The sequence below is a fragment of the Burkholderia sp. lig30 genome (genome assembly GCF_000687455.2).
Lineage (GTDB): Bacteria > Pseudomonadota > Gammaproteobacteria > Burkholderiales > Burkholderiaceae > Burkholderia.
In genome coordinates this window covers 109,824-132,221 of record NZ_JGVW01000087.1, presented here as the reverse complement: position 1 = coordinate 132,221, position 22,398 = coordinate 109,824, and the positions used below count along the sequence as shown (strand labels likewise).

Sequence of the window (22,398 nt, the reverse complement as noted above, 5' to 3'; positions counted from 1 at the left end):
AGACAGATCGAAGATGGGTGCCTTGAGCCATATCCGCGTGCTGGACCTGACCCGCGTGCTCGCGGGTCCCTGGTGCGCGCAGACGCTTGCCGATTTCGGCGCCGACGTGATCAAGGTCGAGCGCCCCGGCGCCGGCGACGACACGCGCCACTGGGGGCCGCCGTACCTGAAGGACGCGAACGGCGCGGACACGCCCGAAGCCGCCTACTATCTCGCCGCGAACCGCAACAAGCGCTCGATCACCGTCGACATCGCGACGCCCGAGGGGCAGAAGATCGTCCGCGAGCTGGCCGCGCAAAGCGACGTCGTGCTCGAGAACTACAAGGTCGGGCAACTGAAGAAATACGGGCTCGACTACGAGTCGCTGCGCGCGGTGAAGCCGGACATCGTCTACTGCTCGGTGACCGGCTTCGGCCAGACCGGCCCGTACGCGCACCGCCCCGGCTACGACTTCATCATCCAGGGCATCGGCGGCTTCATGAGCATCACCGGCGAGCGCGAAGGCCAGCCGGGCGGCGGCCCGCAAAAGGCCGGCGTCGCGATCGCCGATCTCGCCACCGGCCTCTACTCGACGATCGCGGTGCTCGCGGCGCTCGCGCATCGCGACCGCACCGGCGCCGGCCAGTACATCGACATGGCGCTGCTCGACGTGCAGGTCGCGCTGCTCGCCAACATGAACACGAACTTCCTCGCGAGCGGCGCGCCGCCCGTGCGCTGGGGCAACGCACATCCGAACATCGTCCCGTACCAGACCTTCCAGACCAGCGACGGCTGGATCATCGTCGCGGTCGGCAACGACGGCCAGTTCCGCAAGTTCGTCGAGGCCGGCGGCCGCCCCGAGCTGGCGGACGACGAGCGTTTCGCGACCAATCCCGCGCGCGTGCGCCACCGCGAGACGCTCGTGCCGATCGTCGCGGAGATGGTGAAGACGCGCACCAAGGACGCGTGGATCGACGCGCTCGAGGCGGCCGGCGTGCCCTGCGGCCCGATCAACAACCTGGCGGAAGTGTTCGACAACGAGCAGGTCGTCGCGCGCGGCATGAAGGTCGAGCTGCCGCACCCGTGCGGCGCGCCGGTCAAGCTGGTCGGCAATCCGATCAAGATGAGCGAGACGCCGCCCGAGGCCCGCACCGCGCCGCCGCTGCTCGGCGCACAGACCGACGACGTGCTGCGCACGCTGCTCGGCTACAGCGACGGCGACATCGCCGCGCTGCGCGCGAAACAGGCGATCTGACGGCGCTGCCGCGTCGCGCGGCGCGGCATGCGCCGCCGGGTCTGCCCGGCGGCTGTGGAACAGACGGGAAACGCGGGAGGCAGCGCCGGCGCGCGCAATCAGCGCACGCCGGCGCCGATCCGGCCGCCCGCCGCTGTGCCACTCCCGGACACGGGATCGGCAGGGGTGCGCCGGCGCCCCCCTGCTCAGGTAGAATTAGCGGATTCGACCGGCGCGGCGCGCGCCGACCAAACCTGACCATTCCCGCATGAGCACCGAACGCAACGACGCCCCCGCGGCATCCAACTTCATCCGCAACATCATCGACGACGACAACCGCACCGGCAAATGGGGCGGACGCGTCGAAACGCGCTTCCCCCCCGAGCCGAACGGTTACCTGCACATCGGTCACGCGAAGAGCATCTGCCTGAACTTCAGCATCGCGCGCAGCTACGGCGGCGTGTGCCACCTGCGCTTCGACGACACCAACCCGGAAAAGGAAAGCGTCGAGTACGTCGACTCGATCGTCGACTCGGTGCGCTGGCTCGGCTTCGACTGGCGCAAGGACGCAGTCGACCACCAGTATTTCGCGAGCGACTACTACGACAAGCTGTACGAATACGCGGCGCTGCTGATCAAGCGCGGCAAGGCGTACGTCGACAGCCAGAGCGCGGACGAGATGCGCGCGAACCGCGGCTCGCTGACCGAGGCGGGCAAGCGTTCGCCGTTCAGCGAGCGCACGCCCGACGAGAACCTCGACCTGTTCCGCCGGATGAAGGCCGGCGAGTTCAAGGAAGGCGAGCACGTGCTGCGCGCGAAGATCGACATGGCTTCGCCGAACATGAACATGCGCGATCCCGTCATCTACCGGATCCGCTACGCGCATCACTACCGCACCGGCGACGCATGGTGCGTGTACCCGATGTACGACTACACGCACTGCATCTCGGATGCGCTCGAAGGCATCACGCATTCGCTGTGCACGCTCGAATTCGAGGATCACCGCCCGCTGTACGACTGGGTGCTCAACGAGCTCGCGGACGCCGGCGTCTTCACCCGCCCGCTGCCGCAGCAGATCGAGTTCTCGCGCCTGAACCTCACCTACGCGATCACCAGCAAGCGCAAGCTGCTGCAGCTCGTGACGGAAGGCCACGTCGACGGCTGGGACGACCCGCGCATGCCGACCATCGTCGGCCTGCGCCGCCGCGGCTTCACGGCAGAGGGCATCCATCTGTTCTGCGAGCGGATCGGCGTGACGAAGGTCGACTCGTGGATCGACATGAGCGTGTTCGAAGGCGCGCTGCGCGACGATCTCGACGACAAGGCGCCGCGCTCGGTCGCCGTGCTCGACCCGCTCAAGCTCGTGATCGACAACTATCCGGAAGACCTGGAAGAAGCGTGCACGGCGCCCGTGCATCCGCATCATCCGGAGCGCGGCCTGCGCACCTTCCCGATCTCGCGCGAGCTGTGGATCGAGCGCGAGGATTTCAACGAAACCCCGCCGAAGGGCTATTTCCGCCTGTTCCCGGGCAACAAGGTGCGGCTGCGCTACGGCTACGTGATCGAGTGCACCGGCTTCGACAAGGATGCCGACGGCAACGTGACCGCCGTTCACTGCAACTACTTCCCGGACAGCAAGTCGGGTACCGACGGCGCGAACAACTACAAGGTGAAGGGCAACATCCACTGGGTCAGCGCGAAGCATGCGCAGGCCGCCGAAGTGCGGATCTACGACCGCCTGTTCAAGGAGCCGCATCCGGACGCGGGCGGCGCGAACTACCTCGAGGCGCTGAACCCGGATTCGAAAAAGGTCGTTCACGCGTACGTGGAACCGGGCGCCGGCGACGTCGCGCCGGAAACCCGTCTCCAGTTCGAGCGGCACGGCTACTTCGTCGCCGACCGCAACGATTCGAAGCCCGGCAAGCCGGTCTTCAACCGGATCGTCGGCCTGCGCGACAGCTGGGGCAAGCCGGCCTGACGGCCTGGCCTGCACGCGCCGCACGGCGCGCGGCGACATGAAAAAACCCGGCGCATGCGCCGGGTTTTTCTTTGTGAGTCACACAGGGCCTGTGATCAGCGTGAACAGGCCTCCGTCGGCAAGCGCCGGTGCAGGTCCGCCAGCAACAGCTTCGTGCGGAACAACCGTGCCAGACTGCGGCTCGCGTACTGGCCGACGTCGCCCGGCTCCGTCCAGCGGAAGTCGTCCATCTCGGGGATCATCGTGCCGTCGCGCCGGCTCGGGAACATCGACGTGCACGTGCAGCCCGCGACGTCGATTTCGTCACGCGCGACGCGCACCGCGAACAGGTGCAGGTCCTTGTCGTGCCGGTACGCGAAGCGGCCGAGATCGACAAGCCGCTCCGGTGCGAACGCGATGCCGGTTTCCTCGAGCAATTCGCGCAACGCCGCCTGCTGCGGCGTCTCGCCCGGCTCGCCCTGCCCTTTCGGGATGTCCCAGTGCGTCGTGTCCGTCGCGTGCGCGAGGAACACGCACCCCGCGCCGTCGAGGATCACGATGCCGCACGACACCGTGCGCGGATGCGTGACCTGCGTCATGACGCTCGCGCGGCCGGCCGCGCGCTCAACGCTTCTGCAACTGCCACTTGCCCGCAGCCGTCTTGCAGTAGCGCGGCTTGAGCGTCATCGACTGCCCCTTCGCGGTGATGTCCGTCGTGATTTCGCGGCAGGTCTTGCCGTCCTGCTCGGTCGTCACGGGCGTGAGCTTCGCTTCGATCGGCGTGCGGCCGCCGGTGTTCTGCCACGCGACCACGTCGCCGTCCTTGCCTTCGTCGCGGACCTGCTGCACCGCCTTCGTCAGCGACGCCATGTCCGCGTTGCTGAAATAGCTGATCGGCGTGTCGTGCAGGAAGTTGAGATTGTTCTGCGCATGTGCCGACAGGGCGGCTGCGGCGCACACGGCGCCGGCCAGCACACGCGTGACGAGGGAAAGGGATGCGCGCATCGACATGTTGTTCTCCTTGACTGATCGATCGAACGGCGCGGCGAAACACACGCTCGCCCGCGCACGTCAGCGAGCGAGCATAGCATGCGCCGCGCGCCGGCGCGCTCGTCAGCGACCCGCCGGAGGCGCCGCCGCTTGATATCCGTCGATCAACATCGTGACGGTTGCATGACGCCGAATGACCGCTCGATCAAAGGGGCCGCTACATCCCGCTGTCAAATCGACCTTCCACAATGGACGCAGCCGTCTGGCATATTACTGTCACTCGACGGTCGCGCATGCGTCAGGGCCGGCCACGGCACACATCGACACGCCACACAACAAGAGGAGAACCGCGCATGAACAAGCACGCCTGGATTCGCCGTACGCCGATCGCCGTCGTGGCCGCCGCCGCGCTGGCGGGCTGCGCGAGCCACCCTGCGTCGCAACAGGACCTGTCGGCCGTCGGCACCGTCGTCGTCATCTATGCGGAGAACCGCAGCTTCGACAACCTGTACGGCACCTTCCCCGGCGCGAACGGCTTGCAGAACGTGACGGCCGCGAGCGTGCGGCAGAAGGATCGCGACGGCACGCCGCTCGCGACGCTGCCGACCATCTGGGGCGGCCTGACCGCGAAGGGCGTGACGCCGGCGATCACCGAGGCGATGACGGCCAACCTGCCGAACGCGCCGTTCGCGATCGACGATCCGGCGGGCTTCAATACGCCGATGAGCGTGACGACCCGCGACCTCTGGCATCGCTTCTACGAGAACCAGATGCAGATCGACGGCGGCCGGAACGACATGTTCGCCGCGTGGGCCGATTCGGGCGGCCTCGTGATGGGCCACTACACGGCCGGCGCGTCGAAGCTGCCGCTGTGGAAGATCGCGCAGCGCTACACGCTCGCCGACAACTTCTTCATGGGCGCGTTCGGCGGCTCGTTCCTGAACCACCAGTACCTGATCTGCGCGTGCGCGCCGGTTTACCCGAATGCGGACAAGAGCCCGGCGTCCGGCCTGATCTCGATCGTGAATCCCGACGGCCGGTCGCTGAAGGTCGCGGGCAATTCGCCGGCCTCGGCGCTGGCCGGCGCGCCGAAGTTCGCCAACTCGGGCAACCTGACGCCGGACTTCTACGCGATCAACACGATGCAGCCGGCCTATCAGCCGAGCGGCAACAAACCGCCGGCGAGCGGCGACACGACGCTCGCCGATCCGTTGCTGCCGACGACGCTGCCGCCGCAAACGCAGCAGAACATCGGCGACCTGCTGACCCATGCCGGCGTGTCGTGGGCCTGGTATGGCGGCGCGTGGGGCCAGGCGCTGCAGGCCGCGCGAAGCGGCACGCCGGGCGTGATCTACGGGCCGAACCTGACGTCGCCGAACTTCCAGCCGCATCACCAGCCGTTCAACTATTACGCGAACCAGGCGCCGGGCAGCGTGAACCGCGCGCAGCACCTGCTCGACGGCGGCGTCGACGGCGCGGCGTTCATCCGCGCGATCGACGCCGGCACGCTGCCGCAGGTCGCGTTCTACAAGCCGCAGGGCAACCTGAACGCACACCCGGGCTATACCGACGTGGCGAGCGGCGACCAGCACGTCGCCGACGTGATCGCGCACCTGGAGGCGAGCCCGCAGTGGAAGAACATGGTCGTCATCGTCACCTACGACGAGAACGGCGGCTTCTGGGATCATGCCGCGCCGCCGAAGGGTGACCGCTGGGGCCCGGGCACGCGGATTCCGGCGATCATCGTGTCGCCGTTCGCGAAGCAGGGATTCGTCGACCACACGCAGTACGACACCGCGTCGATCCTGCGCTTCATCACGCGCCGCTTCGCGCTGCCGCGCCTGCCGGGCATCGCGCAGCGCGACGACGCGCTGGTCGCGAACGGCGCGAAGCCGATGGGCGATTTGACCAACGCGCTGGATCTGTCCGGCAAGTGAGCGACGGCAGATCCGGCGCGGCGTGCAGGTAGAGGCAACAAGGGCGGCACAAGGCGCCCTTGTTGTTTTTGCGCGGTGCAGCGCCCTGCCCGATTCTTCGACGCAAGGCCCGTTCACCCGGCGTCCCGAGGTGAAAATTCGGTTCATCGGTCGGTTTGGCTACCAGCAGTGACGACGTTCCGTTTGAAGAAACGTCCGGATTCGCGCAGCCTCTATCGTTCGATGTATTCACCGATGGAGCACCGGGCATGACTGACCGATTCGCAGGCCTTCAGGTAGACCTTCTCATAGTGCCGATCCCCGAGTCAGTTGCGCATTCTGATGCGGGCAGTCCAGTCCCGACAGTTGTGACCGGGCGGCTCCACCAATAACCGGGCCGTTACGCCATTTGACCGGGCCGCTCCACCAATAGCGTCCCGCAAAGCCATGTCCAGCAAGGCCCCGACCTCGCCTAAAACGGTGTAAAAGGCTAAGACGTATATCAACCGAGCTCGACCCGTGGATTTGTGGACAGCCTAAGCGCTGCGCACTCCCCCGTTGACAAGCCGGGACAAGCCGCCTGTGCGGCGCGTCAGGCGGAAGGCGAAGCCGGGGAGCCGCGAGGAAAGTCGCGGACTGCGTTGCAGCCGTCCCCGCCCTTGTGGGGTGGGCGAGCGACTTGTCCATGGCGGGCAGGAAGCCCCGCTGACCTGGGCGTGAAAGCCGTCAAAAAGGAATTGCGCACGGCCAGCCACAATGTTATATTTTTATATAATATATGGAGGTTCCCATGCACACAACCACCCTGCGTAAAGTCGGTGGCTCGGTCATGCTGACTGTTCCACGTGCGCTGCTCGACGTGCTGCACTTGGCGCCCGGCGCCAAGGTTGGCTTGGCCGTCGATAATGGCCGCCTCGTGGTTGAGCCGGCCGCGCGGCCGCGCTACACGCTGGCCGAACTGCTGGCTGCCTCGGACTACAGCCATCCGGACGCGGCCGCCGACCACGAATGGATCCATTCGCCGGCGGTGGGTAACGAACTGCTATGAATCGAGGCGACATTTACTCGGTGTCGCTCGATCCGACTGCCGGTCACGAACAGAGCGGTAGCCGGCCAGTGCTGATTGTCACGCCGGCCGCGTTTAATGCCGCGACCAAGCTGCCGGTGGTCTTACCCATCACGAACGGTGGCGATTTCGCACGGCGGCTGGGCTTCGCCGTGCAGATCAGCGGTATTAAGACAACCGGCATCGTGCGCTGCGATCAGCCGCGCGTGCTCGATATCACGGCGCGCGGCGGGCGCAAGGTAGACACGCTGCCGACAGAACTCATGGAAGATGTGCTTGCCAGACTGGCGACGATGTTTGAATAGCGCTGATTCAATTGTGCATCGAGCCAGACACGATATTCATAAGGCCTGCACCCAGTTCGACTTCTTCCTCATGGGCTCCATTCCTTCAAGAGGTGGGGCCTCCACCCAATCCGCGGCAGTTCACTGAGTAATGGCATGAACGCCCAATTCGCGAGCCTAGCCGCGCAACCCCATCAGCTTCGCCAGCACCGGCCATTTGTCGAGCGCGTCGACGTAAGCGCGCCGCGCCTGCTCGTCGACGTAGCGCTCGGGATCGAGCGCCGGCAAGTGCTGCGCGAGGCCGATCACGTCGTTCGGCTGGGACAGGCGCTCATCGGTGTCGGGTGCGTTCATTTTTCGTCGATCCATACGCCATCGGGAGTCTTGACCGCGTAGCCGCCGTCGGTCTGCATCGTCACGGTGCCTTCGTTCTCGCCGACCATCCGCGTGCGCGGCAGGTCCGCCGCATATTGCGACAGCGTGACGCCGGGCTTGAACGGGCTGTTCGACACCAGGTTCGACATCAGCTGCGCGAGCGCGAAGAGGCTCGACGGCGCGTCGATCACGGTCGTCGTGCCGTGGTCGCCCTGGAAGCCGACCAGCCGCACGCCGACCGGCACATGCACGATGCGCGGCGTCGGGATCTCGCGCAGGCCGGCCACCTGGTTCTTGTCGCCGCGCACCGCCGCGCCGTGCTCCGGCACGAAGACGATCACCGCGCGCCGCCCCGACGACGCGATCAGGTCGGCGAAACGGTCGAAGTCGCTCATCAGCGTCGCCACCCGCTGCGGATAGGAATCGATGCTCGTCAGCGAACTGCCGACGACGCGATTGCCGTCGTGCAGGCTGATCGTGTTGTAGTACAGCGCGACCGGGCCCGCCGTCGCACCGCGATGCGCGTACCAGTTCGCCAGCGTGTCGTAGTCCCGGCGAATCTCCGAGCCGTCGAACGCGTGCATCGCGACCGGCGCGTCGGTGTTCGGGATCATCGGTGCGTCCGGCACGCCGAGGTTGTCGTGCACGACCTGCAGGAAGTTGTCGAAGTGGCCGTCGTGGTTCAGCAGCGACTGCGCGGTATAGCCGGCCTGCGCGAGCTGCGCGAACAGGTGGCACTGCTGCGGCGCGGCCTTGTACAGGTCGGCATGCGCCTCTTGCCCGCAGCTCGCGCGCAGCACGCGGATCGCGGCGGGGCCGCTGTAGCTCGCCGCCGAGCTGAAGTTCGTGAACAGGTAGTCGAAGTGGCTCAGCATCGGATGGTTGCGCTGGTTCGACGCGTCGAGATCGTCCCACGCGAGCGAACACACGTGCAGCACGATCACGTCGAACTGCGTATTCGAATCGCCGCCGAGATGGCCGAACGCGACCTGCCGCTGCGACTCCTGCGCGCGGAACGCCGCCAGTGCCGCGTTGTGATCCTCCGGCCCCGTGCCGACGCCCGCGCCCTTGCCCGCCGCCGGCTGCGCCTGCGCGTTCGACGCCAGGCGCGCCGTCAGCGTGCTGCCGGCCTGCCACACCGGCACCGCGATCAGCGCGAGCAGCACGAACGTCGCCACCCGCAGCCAGCGATTGACCACGAAATACCCGACGACGAACGCGAGCGCGGCGGCCAGCACGAGCGGCGGCAGGAAGCGCGGCAGGATCTCCAGCCAGTATTCGAGGCGGAACGAGCGCACCTCGCCGAACGCCTCGACGAGACGCGCAAGCGGCGGCAGGTTCGCCTCGCGATACATCAGCGGCAGGCCGACCGCGACCGCCACGACCTGGCGCGCGACGCGCAGGCTGCGCCGCCTGAGCGGCGCGCTCGCCGCGAGCGCCAGCGCGAACCCGAGGTTCGCGATCCACCACGGCTGCAGACGGCCGGTCGCGAACAGGTAAAGCTTGAGAATGAAATACAGATTCCAGAACGTCATCGAGACGACTCCATCATGAGACCGGCGCCGCGTCAGTCGCGCGCGCGGTCAAGCTCCAGCATCGACCGCGCGCTGCGCGACGCGCCTTTCAACAGGCGCACGTAACCGTCGACGCCGATTCGCAACACTTCCTTCAGCCCGTGCAGCGGCGCATCGGTCTTTTCCTCGTCGCGCCACTGGAGCCACGCATCCGCGCGGCCGAACGTGCATTGCACCAGCTGGCGCTCCTGTTCGAGCGACAGCGCCTCGAACCGCAAGCCGATGTGCGTGGGCGTCACGCGGCACACCTGCGCCGGGAAGGGAAACTGCCGGTCGCCGCGGCTCACGCACACGGACAGCGTGTCGCCCAGCGCGAGCGTAAGACCGGGCACCGCCTCGAGCCCGATGCCGCCCGCCGAGTAGTCGCTCGTGAAGCAGGCGGCCGTGGTGCCGTCTGCGAGCAGCAGCGTCGCCGGCACCCGCATCGCGACCCGGTGCGTGACCCGCACCTGCTTCGCTTCGCGCGCCACCGCGAGCGACGCGCCGAGCATCACGAGGTTGTAGACCGTCCAGCTCATCGTGATGAAGATCGTCGCCGCCTCGTCGCCGTGGTCGGAGAAGAGCCGCCAGATGCCCGCGCCGATCGCGAGCACGTTGATCACGAGCAGCACCACGTACGGCTTCGACGTCGACCAGTCGACGTAGCCCTCGTCGATCTTGCCGCCCTTGTCGGTGACGTTGAACTTGCCGTGCTTCGGGCTGAAGAACGCGACGGTGGTCGGCAATGCGATGTACCACGCGAGCACCGATTCGTAGACTTCGGCCCAGAACGAATGGCGAAAGCGCCCCTGCATCCGCGAGTTCGCGATGTTCGACAGCACCATGTACGGCACCACGTAGCTCGCGAGCGCCTCCGCCGACGCGCTGATGAAGTACAGGTGGAAGAACAGGTACGCGATCGGCATCGTCAGGAAGATCAGGCGCGGGATGCCATAGAAGAAATGCAGCATCGCGTTGCTGTAGCAGACCCGTTGCATGAACTTGAGCCCGCGCCCGAGGAACGGGTTGTCGATGCGGAAGATCTGCGCCATGCCGCGCGCCCAGCGCGTGCGCTGCTGCACGTGGCTGGCCAGGCTTTCGGTCGCGAGGCCCGCCGCCTGCACGGTCGGCAGGTATGCGGACGAATAGCCGCGGCGGTGCAGCTTGAGCGCGGTGTGCGCGTCCTCCGTCACGGTCTCGACCGCCACGCCGCCGACTTCCTCGAGCGGGCCGCGCTTGATGACCGCGCACGAGCCGCAGAAGAATGCCGCGTTCCACAGGTCGTTGCCGGACTGAACGAGGCCGTAGAACAGGTTGCCCTCGTTCGGCACGTTGCGGAACGTGCCGAGGTTGCGCTCGAACGGATCGGGCGAGAAGAAATGATGCGGCGTCTGCACCAGCGCGCAGGTCGGGTCGCGCACGAGCACGCCCATCGTCGTCTGCAGGAACGAGCGCGTCGGCACGTGGTCGCAGTCGAAAATCGCGATGTACTCGCCGCGCGTCTTCGACAGCGCGGCGTTGATGTTGCCGGCCTTCGCATGCCGGTTGTCGCTGCGCGTCACGTACTCGACCCCGGCCTCGCGCGCGAACGCCTCGAACTCGGGGCGCCGGCCGTCGTCGAGCAGGTAGACGCGCAGCTTGGCCGCGGGCCAGTCCATGCTCTGGGCGGCGAAGATGGTCGGCTTCACGACCGACAGCGGCTCGTTGTAGGTCGGGATGTAGACGTCGACCGTCGGCCAGGTGTCCGGATCGTCGGGCAGCGGCACGATCGACCGGTCGAGCGGCCACGCGGTCTGCACGAAGCCGAGCACCAGGATCAGCCACGTATAGGCCTCCGCCCCGTACAGCAGGTAGCCCGACACCGTTTCGATCGGGGTCCGCAGATCGAGCGTCTGCGTGGTGCGCCACCACATGTAGCGCACCATCGCGAGCACCGCGAGCGACCCGAGCGCGAGCGTCGGCATGCGTCCCGGCAGGCGCCGGAGCGTGAACGCGAGCGCCGCGACCATCAGGAAGAACGAGAACTGCGCGCCGGGCATCAGTGGCGACATGCTCGCCACTGCCCACAGCAGCGCGCCGAGCGCGAGCAGCACCGGCGCCATCCAGCGGCGGTGGCCGACCTGGTTCGCGCCGGCCTCGAGCCAGCCGCCCCACCGCGCCCACGGCAGCATGTCGATCGCGGCCTGCCAGCGCCGCGCGATCGCGCGCACGATCGCGCGCACGAACACGAACACCGGCACCACCGTTGCGTCGAACCACGCGAGCGGGTCGCGCGTCGCGGCCGCCCGTTCGGGCCGCGACGCGCGCACGAACGCGCGCCACAGCCACTCGCGCGGACTGAGCGGCTGCAGCACGCCCAGATGGGCGGCGAAGCGCAGCAGCAGCGCCCGGGTCCAGCGGCGCGCATGATCGGGCCGGCCGGCGGCCGGCGCGTGGAAGAACAGCCGCACGACCCAGTCGAGCAGCGTGCGCTCGGCGGGCACGCCCAGGCCGCGCGCGATCCAGTCGAGCGCGCGCCGGCGCAGCATGCGGGCGCGTTCGGCCAGCGTCATCGCGCGCCTCCGCGGCGCCGCGCGGCGGGCGCGCCGAGCCACGCGTCGAGCCAGTTGGCGACGCCGTGCAGATCGTGCGACACCTGCGAATACGGGACGTCGTCGAAGATCCAGCTGCCGCGCGCGAACGATTCGGGCACCGCCGCGTCGAGGTGGATGCGCGTGTCCAGGATGACCGACGGGCCGGTGACGGCGCGCAGCATCGTGAGCGCGTCGCGCTGCATGTCGCGGGCCGGATGCAGGCGGTTGACGACGATCCGGAACTCGGCGGCCGCGGCCTTCAGCGCGCCCAGCCGCGCGCTGACCGACGCGCACGCCGCCGGCTCCGGCGGCACGATGCACAACGTCAGGTCGGCGCTGCGGATCGCCAGCTTGGCATGCTGCGACGGATAGCGCGCGACATCGATCAGCGCGACGCCATGCGCCGGCAGCGCGATCTCGCCGAGCGCACGCGACAGCCAGTCCGGTTCGGCCGCGAGCCGCGCCTCGCAGCCGGCGGCGCCGGCCGCGTCGACCAGCCCGTACGGGACGAACAGCACATTGTCCGCGCTGCGCCAGGTGTGCGCGTGCCATGGCACGTCAGCGCCGAGCAGCGTCTGCGCGAGACCGCGCTCGGCCAGTGTGTCGAGCCCGAGATGCGCGCCGAGCAGGTTCTGCGGATCGAAATCAATGGCGACGACCGGCCGGCCACGACGGGCGAGCAGCACGGCCAGCGCCGCGCTCAGCGTCGTGCGGCCGGCGCCGCCCGAGGTCGATACCACGGCGATGGTCTTCATTGCGCCTCCTCACGGCCAGGCTCGCGCACGCCCGGCACCAGACGCCCGCGCAGCGCGACCGCCACGATCTCGCACGGCACCGCGTCATGCCGGTCGATGCGGCGCGGCGGATGGAAGCCGCGGCCGACCCCCAGATGCTGCGCGATGAACCACAGCGGCACGGCGATCACGACGCCAACCATGAAACCGATGACGATGAACAGGATCATTGGACCTCCGCCGTAAGGGTCGGCATCGCGCTGCGGGTCGCGCCGCGCACGGGCCGCGCGCGGACGGCGAGCGGCGGCGTGTCGGCCGGCTGGGCGTCGGGGGCTTGAGGGGCCTCGTGTGCGTCACTGCCCGCGGCCGCCGCAACACCAGCACCAGCACCAGCACCAGTGCCAGTGCCAGTGCCAGTGCCAGCGGCAGCACCGGCCGATGCACCGGCATCCGGCGCGGCGCCGGCATCCGCCCCGACAGGGGCGTCCGTCGCGGCAGCGGCCCCGCCGCCGCCCGCGTCGGGGTCCGCCTTCGCGAACAGGTCGCTGTAGTCGGCGATCGGCGCGCGCCGGTTCTGCGCCTTCAGCGCCTCGAGTTCCGCATCGACGCTGCCGTTGCCGAGACACACGATGCGGTCGGACAGCCGCTCGACCGGCACGTCGAAAATGTGCTTCAGCGCTTCATCCGCATCGGCCGGGTCGCACGCGAACAGGAACACGTACAGGTTTTCCGCGTCCGCCGTGACGACGTCGCCCGCGCGGCGCGGCATGCAATGCTGCAATGCGTCGACGTGCGCGACGTCGGGAAGGAGCGGCATCTTGACAAGCGTGTGCGGCAGCGCGAGCACCAAGCCGCGATCCATCACCGCGCGAATCCGCAGGCAGAACGCGCCGACCGGCAGATAGCCGAGCACCGAATCGCCGAGGGCGGCCGCGAGCGCCGCGCGGTAGTCGGTCGCGACCTGGCGCGCGTGCAGTTGCCCGTACAGCGAGCGCATCACCGTCTGCAGCCGCGAGAACGGCAGGTCGCGCCCGACCACGCTGTTCGCGCCGAGGCTCAGCACCAGCGTCTCGAACTGGTGGCGCAGCACTTCGCCGCGCTCGACGACGACGATCTTCAGCGCGCCGCCGCATTGCCGCCGCAACGTGTGGACCGCGGCGCACAGCGCCTCGAGCTTCGCGCGCGAGCGAAACACCAGCACCGCGGTCGCTGCGTGCGCCTTCGCGCAGGCCGCGACGACGGCTGCGTTGTCGGCGACGATTTCCCAATCGTTCGGCACCCATTCCTCGCGCTCGACCACCGCGCGGCTCACCACCACCCGGTCCTCGTCGCTCGCGAGCTTCATGCCGCGCGGCTGCACCGCCGCGTCGGCGTCGAAGATCGCCGACAGGCGGCCGCTCGGCGCGAAGCGCAGCGGCCGCACCTCGCCCGCCGTCAGCGAGTCGCCGACGCGCCAGAAATCGACGACCCACAGCAGCTCGCCGTGCGTGCGCTGCAATTGCGCGACGCCTGCGCACACGCTGTGAAAGCCGCCGCGCTTCGCCCGGTGCGCGCCGCGCACGATCGGCACATCGTCGGTTTCGGTGTCGGACGACGCGCCGTCACGGCGCACGGCCTCCGGGTCCATCAGCAGCACCACGCCGATGCGGTGCGTGCGGCACCAGTCGGCGAGCGCGCGCCCCTCCTCCGCGAGCGCGGACGAATCGTCCCAGCTGAACCAGCGTTCGGCGCCTTCGACGAAATACAGCGAGCGCGTGCGAAAACCGAAGTGCCTCAGCGCGCGCAAACCGCCCAGCAGGCGCGTAAACGGCCCGCGCGACGCATGGCCCCCTCCGCCCGGAGGGTCGAGCGCAATACCGCGCACCGGCATCGCGAGGACGTTCAGGTTGCGCGGCCAGCCCGGCGCAATCGCGGTGCCCGCGAAGCCCCGCTCGTGCAGTTGAGCGGCGACGGTCGCCTCGTTTCGGGCGAGCACGATCGTCACGTCGCGCGTGCGCGCCTGGCGCGTGCTCTCCCAGACCAGCGCGTCGCACCCGGGCGTGCGGGCCGCCGCGTAGATCGCATACAGGCCGCCCGATTCGAGCTGCGTCCATTCGTCGGGCAGCCCGTCGATCGCGAGGCGGCTCAACGTCGACACGCGGCCGTCGACCGCACCGGCCCACAGGCGCGCGCGCAGGCGGCCGAACAGGCCGGCGGCGCCGAGCGCGGGGCGGGTGGCTTCCAGATCGGTGTTCACGCTTGTGATTCCCTTCTCACGCTAATACTCACGCTAGTAACTGGAATAGAGGCGGACCGGCGTCGGCGGGAAGCTGACGCGGCCCTCGCGGGCGTTGAACGCGTAGCGCACGTACAGCATCGCCGAACTCGGCGCGTAGTCATGCGAACGGTCGAGACTCAGCTGCCCGCCGACGCTCAGGTGCGGATTGACGCGGTACTCGACGATGCCGCTCACGCCGTACGAGAACGACACGCCTTGCGTCGAACTGCCCGTGTACGAGAGGCCCGCGATATCCTGCGACGACTTCAGGCCGGAAACGGCGGGGAGTCCCACCGGGAAATACGGCGAACCCTTTTCGTAGCTGTTCGAGATGCCCCCCGTCACGGTCAGATCCCACGACAGCGCATCGTGACGGCCCGCCCACTCGACCGGCAGGCCGAGCGACAGGTAGCGCTGCGGGCTGTAATAGCCGCCCAGCCCATACGTGTAGAAACGCTGGTTCTGCGCGTAGTGCCACGCGCTGCCGACAAGGCCCGTGCTGATCCGCATGTCCGCGCGCTGGTAGACGGCCGTCGTGAAACCCGTGCGCAACGTGACTTCCGCATTGCGCGCGACATTGTTTCCGCTCAGCACGCCTGCGCCCACGTTCGCGAACAGGCTCACGCGCCCGATGTCGACGGACGCGTGCAGATCGACGCCGTCGCGGCGCACGCCGCCCCACACTGCGTTGGTCCACGGATCGCGCAAGCCTGCGTACGACAGCACGGTGCTCGTTTCCGGCCGGCGCGATGCGCTCACCGAAAAACTCGCCGGCCCGGCGTCGAACTGGTAGCGCGCGCCGCCCACGAGGTAATGCACCGGGAATCCGAGCGGCGACGTGCCGATGTCGACGCGCCATGCATCCGAGCGGTAGCCCACGCCGACCCCGACGCCCGTCGTCGACTGGTGCAGCGCGCCCGGCGGATTCGCACTCGGCGTGCTCAGCGCCGGATACATCCCGAACGTATTGAGCGCGTACGCGTTCGGATCGCTCGTATCGAGCGTGCCCGCGTCCAGGCGCACCGCGTCGAGGTGCAGGAAGAAATGCCCGTCGTAGCGGTACGGGATCTGCACGTACACCGGCACCTGCTGCGCGCGGTATGACGACACGCCCTCGTCGCCCGACTTGTACGCGGGTATCCAGCCCGTCTCGATTTCCGGATCGCGGCGCTGCTCGAGACCGGCGAGCGCGGCCTGCGCGGACGTGCGGCCGTCGCGGCCCGGGCTCACGCCCGCCGCGCGCTCCTGCTCGAACGACGACCGGTACAGCGACGCGGCGTCGTCGAAGCGCCCCTGCGCCTGCGCGACCCGCCCTGCGGCCACCGTCACGTCCGGGCGCGCCGGATAGTCGGCGTGCAGCGCGTCGGTGAGCTGCGCCGCCTCGTCGGTGTGGCGCAGCGCGGTCAGCCGGCGCACGGCCGACAGTTGCGTGTCGATGTCGTCGGGCTGCGCGCGCGCGAGCACCGCGCGCACCCGCGCGAGTGCCTGCGCATGCGCGCCGCTGTCGTCGAGAATCCGCGCGAGCGTCAGCTGCGCGTCCGCATCGTCCGGCGTGCGGGCCAGCACCGGCGCGAGCGCGTTGCGCGCCGCGTCGTAGCGGCCCTGCGCACGCTCGATGTCCGCCACTTCGAGCGCGTAACGCTTGTCCGCCCTGCCCGCCGCGCTGGCGCGGCCGAGCCGCTGCCACGCGAGCGCGTAATCCTCCTGGTCGATCGCGTCGTCGGCCTGCCGCAGCACGAGCCGCAGCGACTGGTCCTCGAGCCGCGCGGCCTGCGCGTCGCTCAGGGTCGAATCGCGCCGCATCGCCGCGAGCCACGCGTCGAGCGCGTCGTCGCGACGCGCGCCGCCGAGCAGGTCGCCGTAGCGCAGCCGCACGTCGGCATCGGCCTGCTCCGGGTGCGCGGCGATCCAGTCGCGCAACGGCGCCAGGCCGCGCTCGATCTCGCCCGCGTCGATCCATTGCGCACCGACGGCGGCCAGCATGTCCGGATCGTCGGGCGCGAACGCCTGCGCCTGTTCGAGCGCCGCCGCCAGCGCCGCACGGTCGCCGCGCCCGAACGCGCCGCGCGCGCCGGCCAGCGCCTGTTCCGCGTCGAGCTTGCGGCCGAGCGCACGCATGCCGTCCGAGCGCTGCGCATCGCCGATCGGCGCGAGCGCGGCCTGCGCGCCCGCCACGTCGTCGATCGAGTTGCGGTACAACGCCGTCGCGTAGCGCATCTCGGGCGCGCCCGACTGCGCAAGCCCGTCGTCCATCACCGTGCGGCCGAGCTGCGGCAGCCCCATGTCGCGATACAGGCGGGCGAGCGCGAAGCGCGTCCACGCCGCGTCCGGCGCCGCGCGCAGCGCCGCTTCGTAGCGCTGTGCGGCCGGCCCGCGCTCGCCTTTCTCGACGAGCGCCTGCGCCTGCTGCGCGAGCAGGTCGGCGCGCATCTCGTCGAGCGCGCGCCGGTCGTCCGCGCCCGCGACCCGGCGCTGCAGCGCGTCGATGAGCGGCTCGATCTGGTCGGCACGGCCGGTGTTCGCGTACAGGAGCGCGGCGCTGCGCGCGGCCGACACGCTCGGCTGCCGCGCCGCCAGCAAGCCGCGCAGCAGCGGCTCGGCGGCCTGCCAGTTGCGCTGCGCGAGCAGCGCATCGGCCAGCTGCAGCTTCGCGTCCGGGCTGTCCGGCTGCATCGCGAGCGCCGCACGCGCCTCTCGTCCGGCATCCTGAGGATGGCCCGCCGCCGCTGCCGCGCGGCCGCGCGCGAGCGTGCCCCAGAACTGCGCGGTCCGCGACAGGCTGTCCCACTTCGAGCGCTGGTCGGGCGCCAGCGCCGCGGCGCGCGCAAACAGCGCGCGCGCTTCGTCGTGCCGCCCTTCGCGCAAGCGCACGAGACCCAACCCGCCGACCGCGTCGGCGTCGCTCGCGCGCCCGCGCGCCGCCTGCTCCATCAGCGGCGCCGCCGCGACGAGATCGCCGCGCGCGAGCGCCTGCAGCCCGCGCTGCTGCGCGATGTAGTCGGGATCGCGTTCCAGCCTGCGCTGTGCGTCGCGCTGCTGCTCCATCGTCGAGACCTTGCCGCGGAACTCGGTGTCGTCAGGCTCGAGCGCCAGGTACGCCTGCATCGCTTCCAGGTAGGCGGGATCGGTATCCGCAAGCTGCAGGACCCGGCGCCACACCGACATCGCCTCGGTGTGATCGACGTCCTGCCGCCGGGCCAGCGCCCAGGCCAGCCGGTTCGCCTCCGCGCGGGACTCGTCGCGCTCGGCAAGCAGCCTCGTGAGCGTGAGCGTGGCCGCCGTATCGGCGGGATCGGCCGCCACCGCGCGGCGCAGCGCCGCGATCGCCTGCGGGCGTCCGCCGGTCGACGTCGCGAGGATCTGGTAATACTCGGCGCCGAGCGCGCCCGACGGCGCACCGTGCGGAAACAGCGCGACGATCCGCCGGGCGGCGTCGTCGGCATGGCCGCTGCGCGCGAGCAGGCGGATCTGCGCCATCTCCCCGCGCCCGCTCGTGGCGACGCGGTATTCGTCGTCGACCTGGCGCGTCACGAGCGCGTCGGGCGCCTGCGTTTTCAGGCGCGCGAGCGCGCTCTGCGCGCCTTTCGCGTCACCGAGGCGCAGCAGGATCCGCACCTGCTCCGCGAGCAGCGCCGGGTCGCGCGGCGCGATCAGGAGCGCCTTGTGAATCGCGTCGCGCGCGAGATCGTCGCGGTGCTTGTCCGCCCACATCCGCGCGGTCGCCAGCAGGCGCCGCGCATCGGCGACGTCGGTCGCGGCATCGGGCGCGCGCTGCGCCGGCTCGGCGCCCAGCGCCGCCGTGCAGACCGACGATGCGAGCCACGCGAGCCCCGCCATGCGCGGCGCGGCCCGCTTCAGCGTGCGGCGGCGCATGCGCTGTTCCTCCACGGCACGTCCAGCGCGCCGTTCGCGGCAAACCGGTAGCGCGCGTCGCGCCATCCGAGACCGAACAGCGTCAGCACGCTGGTGTAATAACCGGGCGGCGACTGGCGCGCGAGCATGTCGACACGTGCCGCCTGCGCATCGGCGAGCGCGCGCTGGCCGCGCGCATCCAGAAACGGCACCGCGGCCGCCGAGAATCCGGCATTGCCGTCGTTGGCGCCGGCCACACCCGTGGTCGTATCGACTTTTTCCGGCGGCGCGCCGTGCGCGGCGATGTGATCGGCGAACGGCGCGAACCGCGCCAGCAGCGGCGCGGCAAGCGGCTCGGCCGGATCGAGCATGCCGGCCCACAGGTACACGCGGATCGCGTTGTACGCGCTCTCCGCGTGCGTGGCCGGATCGGGCGCGAAGCCCTTGCCCGCGCGATACAGCGCCCAGTCCGGCGAGAACCCTTTCGGCGCGGTGTCGAGCAGCACGCGGCCGGTGCTCGCGGCGAGCCGCGCCCAGCGCGGATCGTCCGGCAGCCGCGCGCCGAGCCCGCGAATCAGCTGCGGCGGCGAGTAGCTCGGATTGACCCGCCACAGATTGGCGGCCGGCCGGAACCCGACCGGCCCCGGCAGCAGCGTGAGGCCGAGGCCCGGCACGACGGCCGTCTCCTCGTCGAGCACGCGCTTCGCGACCAGCGCGCCGCGCGCCGTGTAGCTGCGCTCGCCCCAGAAGCGCCCCGCCTCCAGCAGCGCGTAGGCGATCCACAGATCGGCGTCCGACGCGGGGTTCGCGTCGAGCACGCGCCACGCGCCGTCGTCCGCGCGCCCCCACAGCCATGCGGGCAGATGAGTGCTCAGGTCGCCCTGCGCGAGGTTGTTCTCGGTCCAGCGCAGGATCGCGTCGAATGCCGTGCGGTCGTTCGCGACGAGCGCGAAAAAGAGCCCGTACGACTGCCCCTCCGAGACCGTGCGCGAATCAGCCGAGCCGACGTCGATCACCCGCCCGTCGGCCGACACGAAATCGCGCTTGAAAGCCTCCCAGCGTGGCCATGCGGCCGCGCAGGACGCGGCCCCGGCCGCCGCCGGTTCGGCGCCGGCGGCCTGCGCCCCGGCCACCGCCAGCGCGGCCCACGCGATCGCGACGCCCGCGTGCCGCATGGCGCGCGCGGCGCGCTGCGATGTCGTTGCCCACACCATCCGTCATGCCCCCCGGCGGCGCGCGGCGATGCGCTGCAGCAGGCTGAACACGCCGAGCGCGATCAGGATCCCGGCCACGACGCCGACTGCGCCGAGCACGAGCGGATGCCGTGCAGCGACGGTCCAGACGCGCGCATACCACGGCACGTAGCCGACGATATACGGTTCCCCGACGCGCATGCTGTCGACCGTACCCGGCCGCACCAGCGCGAGATCGCCCTGCACCTGCGAGATGAGCCCCGCCCGCTCGAACACGTCGAGCAGATCGCCGAGGTGCGGCTGGTCGGTCGCCGTCAACGCGACGACGCTGCGCCCGCGGCTGCCGGGCAGCTCGAAGCCGAGCAACGCCGCGAGCCCGCCGCTCTGCTCGATCCGCGCGTCGCCCTCCGAGCGGGCGGTGCCATTGCGCCAGCGCTCCTTCACCGAGAACGTGAGCCGCGCGCCGCCCGGCCCGGCATGCTCGCTGATCGCGAGCGGCACCGAGGCGCGCCAGCGCTCGAGCAACGGGAACGACGGCGCGCCGTCGATCACGAGCAGATCCTTGCCCGTCACCGCGGCGACCTCGCCCGGCCGCGCGACCTGCACGCGCAGCGCGGGCAGGCCCGTCCACTCGCCCATGTGGCCGAGCATCGTCAGGTACGCTTCCAGCTCCTGCGGCGACGGCCGGTCGGCGATCACGACCGCCGTCTGCGACAGGTCCGCGTAGCGCGTAAACGGGAAGCCGCTGTTCGCGAAGAACGCGAGGTTCGGCAATTGCGCGTAATGCACGAAGTGCGAGAAATCGATCGTCGAATCCGGGTCCACCGACGCGCGCTGCGGCTCGATCGCGGTGCCCGTGCACAGCCCGTTCTTCTGCGAGTCGAGCGTGAAGCGCAACTGCAGCTGGTTGCCGCTGCCGACCCGGAACGCCGGGATGTCGACATCGTTCGACACCCGCCCTTCGGGCACCGACAAAAGCGGCAGCTGCACGCGTCCGTTCGCGTCCTCGGCCCGCTGCGGCCCGAGCCGGTACGACTTGACGAGCTGTTCGTTGATCTCGACCGCCAGCATCGAGTTGTTCTGCACGCTCGGCGCCGTGTAACGGTAGCGCAGCGCGATCGGCACGCCCGCGCCGTTCCACGTATGCAGATCCGCGGGCACGCGCAGGTTCAGGCGGATCGCGTCTGGCGTGCCGCCCTGCACCTCCAGCTCGTGCGGATCGTTGACCAGCTCGCGGAACGCCACCGGGCGGTCGACCGGCAGCCAGCGCGGCGCGTCATACGGCTTGCGCGGCGCGCCGATGTCGACGTGCGCGACCGTCGCCGACGGCCCCGACAGCGCCGCGCGGCCGAGCACCAGCGCGTAGACCGCGTCGTCGACTTCGGCGGCGGTGCGGCCGGTGACGATCAGCAGCTTGCGGTTGGGCGCGGCCGGATTGTCCGCGACGGCGAGCGTCGGGCCGTTGACCGTGGGCAGCGCGAGCGCCGGCGGCAGTGTCGAGACGGGACCGATCACGACCGCATGGTCGTCGGCCGGCAGCGTGGACGACACCGGAAAGCGCGCATGACGGTAATCGGCCAGCGCGCCGAACCACGACGCGAGCACGCCCGCGCTGCGCAGCGTCGCCGTATCGGGCGAGCCGCTGAACACGAACGGCAGGCGCACCCGCCCGTTGTCGCGGCGGTCGAAGAACGGCGCGGGCAACAGCGCGAGGTCGTTGGGCAGGCGTACCGCGGACTCGTCGAGAATCAGCTCGCTCGTCGGGCTCACATCGGCCCACAGCACCGAATTGGTCGAATCCTCGCAGTGATCGAGCGAGTAATGCGCGATCAGGCGCAGCCCGAGCTGGTTGAAATCCGAGAAGAAACGCGGGTCGAGCGGAATCTCCTGCGTGATCGTGCGGCCCGCCTGCGCCTGATCGAACGGCACGGTCGCGACGACCTCGCCGTTGATCGACACCTTCAGATGCGACATCGGGAACACCAGCGACGGCGAATACGCATAGTTGAGCCGCAGCCGCGCCGCCGTCACCACGCGGTCGAGCCGCACGCCGACGTTGATCGTGCGCGCGTGGTCCGCGCCGCGCAGCTTCAGCGGCTCGTAGGCGCCAAGGGTGGAGAACGGCAGATGCACGGTGGTGACCGACGCGTGCGCGGCACCGGGCGCGACGGGTGCGACGGGTGCGCTCGCGGCAAGCGGGGCCGGAACCGCGGCAGCCGCGCCCGGCGCGGGTGTCGCGCCGGCCGGCAGGCAGGCGCCATAAAGCCCGACACATGCGGCAGCGAGGGACACGACAAACGATACAAGCGGCTTCATTGGCGGCTCCGGTTCACTGTTCCGCCAGGGTCGCCACGAACGGCGAGGACAAAGCACCGATGCCTGCTGCTGAATATCCCAAACGCTTCCCCATATTTCTGGCTTTCTGGTCTGTTATT

16 protein-coding genes are annotated in these 22,398 nt (G+C 69.9%); 5 read left to right on the top strand and 11 right to left on the bottom strand.

The genetic code is table 11. The features are described from left to right. Positions 1–13: 13 nt before the first annotated feature. Positions 14–1,234: a CaiB/BaiF CoA transferase family protein gene (locus LIG30_RS17435; protein ID WP_038713892.1), complete on the top strand. Its 1,221-nt coding sequence runs from the start codon at positions 14–16 to the stop codon at positions 1,232–1,234. A 247-nt stretch (positions 1,235–1,481) separates the two neighbouring features. Continuing rightward, on the top strand, positions 1,482–3,191 hold the full coding sequence (locus LIG30_RS17430) for a glutamine--tRNA ligase/YqeY domain fusion protein (RefSeq protein WP_038713891.1): 1,710 nt from the start codon (positions 1,482–1,484) through the stop codon (positions 3,189–3,191). Positions 3,192–3,286: 95 nt separating this feature from the next. Here LIG30_RS17430 and LIG30_RS17425 read toward each other — a convergent pair whose 3' ends face one another. Both LIG30_RS17425 and LIG30_RS17420 read right to left on the bottom strand, forming a co-directional pair. Next, positions 3,287–3,769, bottom strand: a complete 483-nt coding sequence (locus tag LIG30_RS17425; RefSeq protein WP_038713889.1) for an NUDIX hydrolase — start codon at positions 3,767–3,769, stop codon at positions 3,287–3,289. Positions 3,770–3,794: 25 nt separating this feature from the next. Further along, positions 3,795–4,181: an RT0821/Lpp0805 family surface protein gene (locus LIG30_RS17420; RefSeq protein ID WP_038713888.1), complete on the bottom strand. Its 387-nt coding sequence runs from the start codon at positions 4,179–4,181 to the stop codon at positions 3,795–3,797. 332 nt (positions 4,182–4,513) lie between these two features. On the opposite strand from LIG30_RS17420, the gene LIG30_RS17415 reads away from it, so the two are divergent. From LIG30_RS17415 to LIG30_RS17405, 3 genes are all read left to right on the top strand, one after another. Next, the gene (locus LIG30_RS17415; RefSeq protein ID WP_038713887.1) at positions 4,514–6,097 is read left to right on the top strand and encodes an acid phosphatase; all 1,584 of its coding nucleotides are present in this window, start codon (positions 4,514–4,516) and stop codon (positions 6,095–6,097) included. Positions 6,098–6,866: 769 nt separating this feature from the next. Next, positions 6,867–7,124, top strand: a complete 258-nt coding sequence (locus tag LIG30_RS17410; RefSeq protein ID WP_038713989.1) for an AbrB/MazE/SpoVT family DNA-binding domain-containing protein — start codon at positions 6,867–6,869, stop codon at positions 7,122–7,124. Then, positions 7,121–7,447, top strand: coding sequence for a type II toxin-antitoxin system PemK/MazF family toxin (locus LIG30_RS17405; RefSeq protein ID WP_038713886.1), 327 nt, complete (start codon positions 7,121–7,123; stop codon positions 7,445–7,447). Before LIG30_RS17410 ends, LIG30_RS17405 begins: the two co-directional genes overlap by 4 nt. Positions 7,448–7,603: 156 nt before the next feature. Here LIG30_RS17405 and LIG30_RS17400 read toward each other — a convergent pair whose 3' ends face one another. The 9 genes from LIG30_RS17400 to bcsB are packed head-to-tail and all read right to left on the bottom strand — an operon-like array spanning position 7,604 to position 22,279. Next, positions 7,604–7,795: a hypothetical protein gene (locus LIG30_RS17400; RefSeq protein ID WP_038713884.1), complete on the bottom strand. Its 192-nt coding sequence runs from the start codon at positions 7,793–7,795 to the stop codon at positions 7,604–7,606. Then, positions 7,777–9,336, bottom strand: coding sequence for a cellulose biosynthesis protein BcsG (bcsG, locus tag LIG30_RS17395; protein WP_038713881.1), 1,560 nt, complete (start codon positions 9,334–9,336; stop codon positions 7,777–7,779). Before bcsG ends, LIG30_RS17400 begins: the two co-directional genes overlap by 19 nt. A gap of 32 nt (positions 9,337–9,368) precedes the next feature. Then, positions 9,369–11,906, bottom strand: a complete 2,538-nt coding sequence (gene bcsA / locus LIG30_RS17390) for a UDP-forming cellulose synthase catalytic subunit (protein WP_051995079.1) — start codon at positions 11,904–11,906, stop codon at positions 9,369–9,371. Continuing rightward, positions 11,903–12,682: a cellulose biosynthesis protein BcsQ gene (bcsQ, locus tag LIG30_RS17385; protein ID WP_038713878.1), complete on the bottom strand. Its 780-nt coding sequence runs from the start codon at positions 12,680–12,682 to the stop codon at positions 11,903–11,905. The genes bcsA and bcsQ overlap by 4 nt, the downstream gene beginning before the upstream one ends. Then, positions 12,679–12,891 carry a hypothetical protein gene (locus LIG30_RS17380; RefSeq protein WP_038713876.1) on the bottom strand — a complete coding sequence of 71 codons (213 nt, stop codon included), beginning with the start codon at positions 12,889–12,891 and terminating at the stop codon, positions 12,679–12,681. Before LIG30_RS17380 ends, bcsQ begins: the two co-directional genes overlap by 4 nt. Further along, complete coding sequence (gene bcsE, locus LIG30_RS17375) at positions 12,888–14,897, bottom strand: cellulose biosynthesis protein BcsE (protein WP_038713874.1); 2,010 nt, start codon at positions 14,895–14,897, stop codon at positions 12,888–12,890. Before bcsE ends, LIG30_RS17380 begins: the two co-directional genes overlap by 4 nt. A 33-nt stretch (positions 14,898–14,930) precedes the next feature. Continuing rightward, the gene (locus LIG30_RS17370; protein WP_038713987.1) at positions 14,931–18,791 is read right to left on the bottom strand and encodes a cellulose synthase subunit BcsC-related outer membrane protein; all 3,861 of its coding nucleotides are present in this window, start codon (positions 18,789–18,791) and stop codon (positions 14,931–14,933) included. After that, positions 18,773–19,984, bottom strand: a complete 1,212-nt coding sequence (bcsZ, locus tag LIG30_RS17365) for a cellulose synthase complex periplasmic endoglucanase BcsZ (RefSeq protein ID WP_038713872.1) — start codon at positions 19,982–19,984, stop codon at positions 18,773–18,775. The genes LIG30_RS17370 and bcsZ overlap by 19 nt, the downstream gene beginning before the upstream one ends. Positions 19,985–19,987: 3 nt before the next feature. Next, entirely contained in the window at positions 19,988–22,279 is a 2,292-nt protein-coding gene (gene bcsB / locus LIG30_RS17360) for a cellulose biosynthesis cyclic di-GMP-binding regulatory protein BcsB (protein WP_038713870.1), read from the bottom strand. Positions 22,280–22,398 lie beyond the last annotated feature (119 nt).

Coding starts and splice junctions, on each gene's coding strand:
- LIG30_RS17435 (WP_038713892.1), top strand. CDS start 14: ATGGGTGCCTTGAGCCATATCCGCGTGCTGGACCTGACCCGCGTGCTC.
- LIG30_RS17430 (WP_038713891.1), top strand. CDS start 1,482: ATGAGCACCGAACGCAACGACGCCCCCGCGGCATCCAACTTCATCCGC.
- LIG30_RS17425 (WP_038713889.1), bottom strand. CDS start 3,769: ATGACGCAGGTCACGCATCCGCGCACGGTGTCGTGCGGCATCGTGATC.
- LIG30_RS17420 (WP_038713888.1), bottom strand. CDS start 4,181: ATGTCGATGCGCGCATCCCTTTCCCTCGTCACGCGTGTGCTGGCCGGC.
- LIG30_RS17415 (WP_038713887.1), top strand. CDS start 4,514: ATGAACAAGCACGCCTGGATTCGCCGTACGCCGATCGCCGTCGTGGCC.
- LIG30_RS17410 (WP_038713989.1), top strand. CDS start 6,867: ATGCACACAACCACCCTGCGTAAAGTCGGTGGCTCGGTCATGCTGACT.
- LIG30_RS17405 (WP_038713886.1), top strand. CDS start 7,121: ATGAATCGAGGCGACATTTACTCGGTGTCGCTCGATCCGACTGCCGGT.
- LIG30_RS17400 (WP_038713884.1), bottom strand. CDS start 7,795: ATGGATCGACGAAAAATGAACGCACCCGACACCGATGAGCGCCTGTCC.
- bcsG (WP_038713881.1), bottom strand. CDS start 9,336: ATGACGTTCTGGAATCTGTATTTCATTCTCAAGCTTTACCTGTTCGCG.
- bcsA (WP_051995079.1), bottom strand. CDS start 11,906: ATGACGCTGGCCGAACGCGCCCGCATGCTGCGCCGGCGCGCGCTCGAC.
- bcsQ (WP_038713878.1), bottom strand. CDS start 12,682: ATGAAGACCATCGCCGTGGTATCGACCTCGGGCGGCGCCGGCCGCACG.
- LIG30_RS17380 (WP_038713876.1), bottom strand. CDS start 12,891: ATGATCCTGTTCATCGTCATCGGTTTCATGGTTGGCGTCGTGATCGCC.
- LIG30_RS17370 (WP_038713987.1), bottom strand. CDS start 18,791: ATGCGCCGCCGCACGCTGAAGCGGGCCGCGCCGCGCATGGCGGGGCTC.
- bcsZ (WP_038713872.1), bottom strand. CDS start 19,984: ATGGTGTGGGCAACGACATCGCAGCGCGCCGCGCGCGCCATGCGGCAC.
- bcsB (WP_038713870.1), bottom strand. CDS start 22,279: ATGAAGCCGCTTGTATCGTTTGTCGTGTCCCTCGCTGCCGCATGTGTC.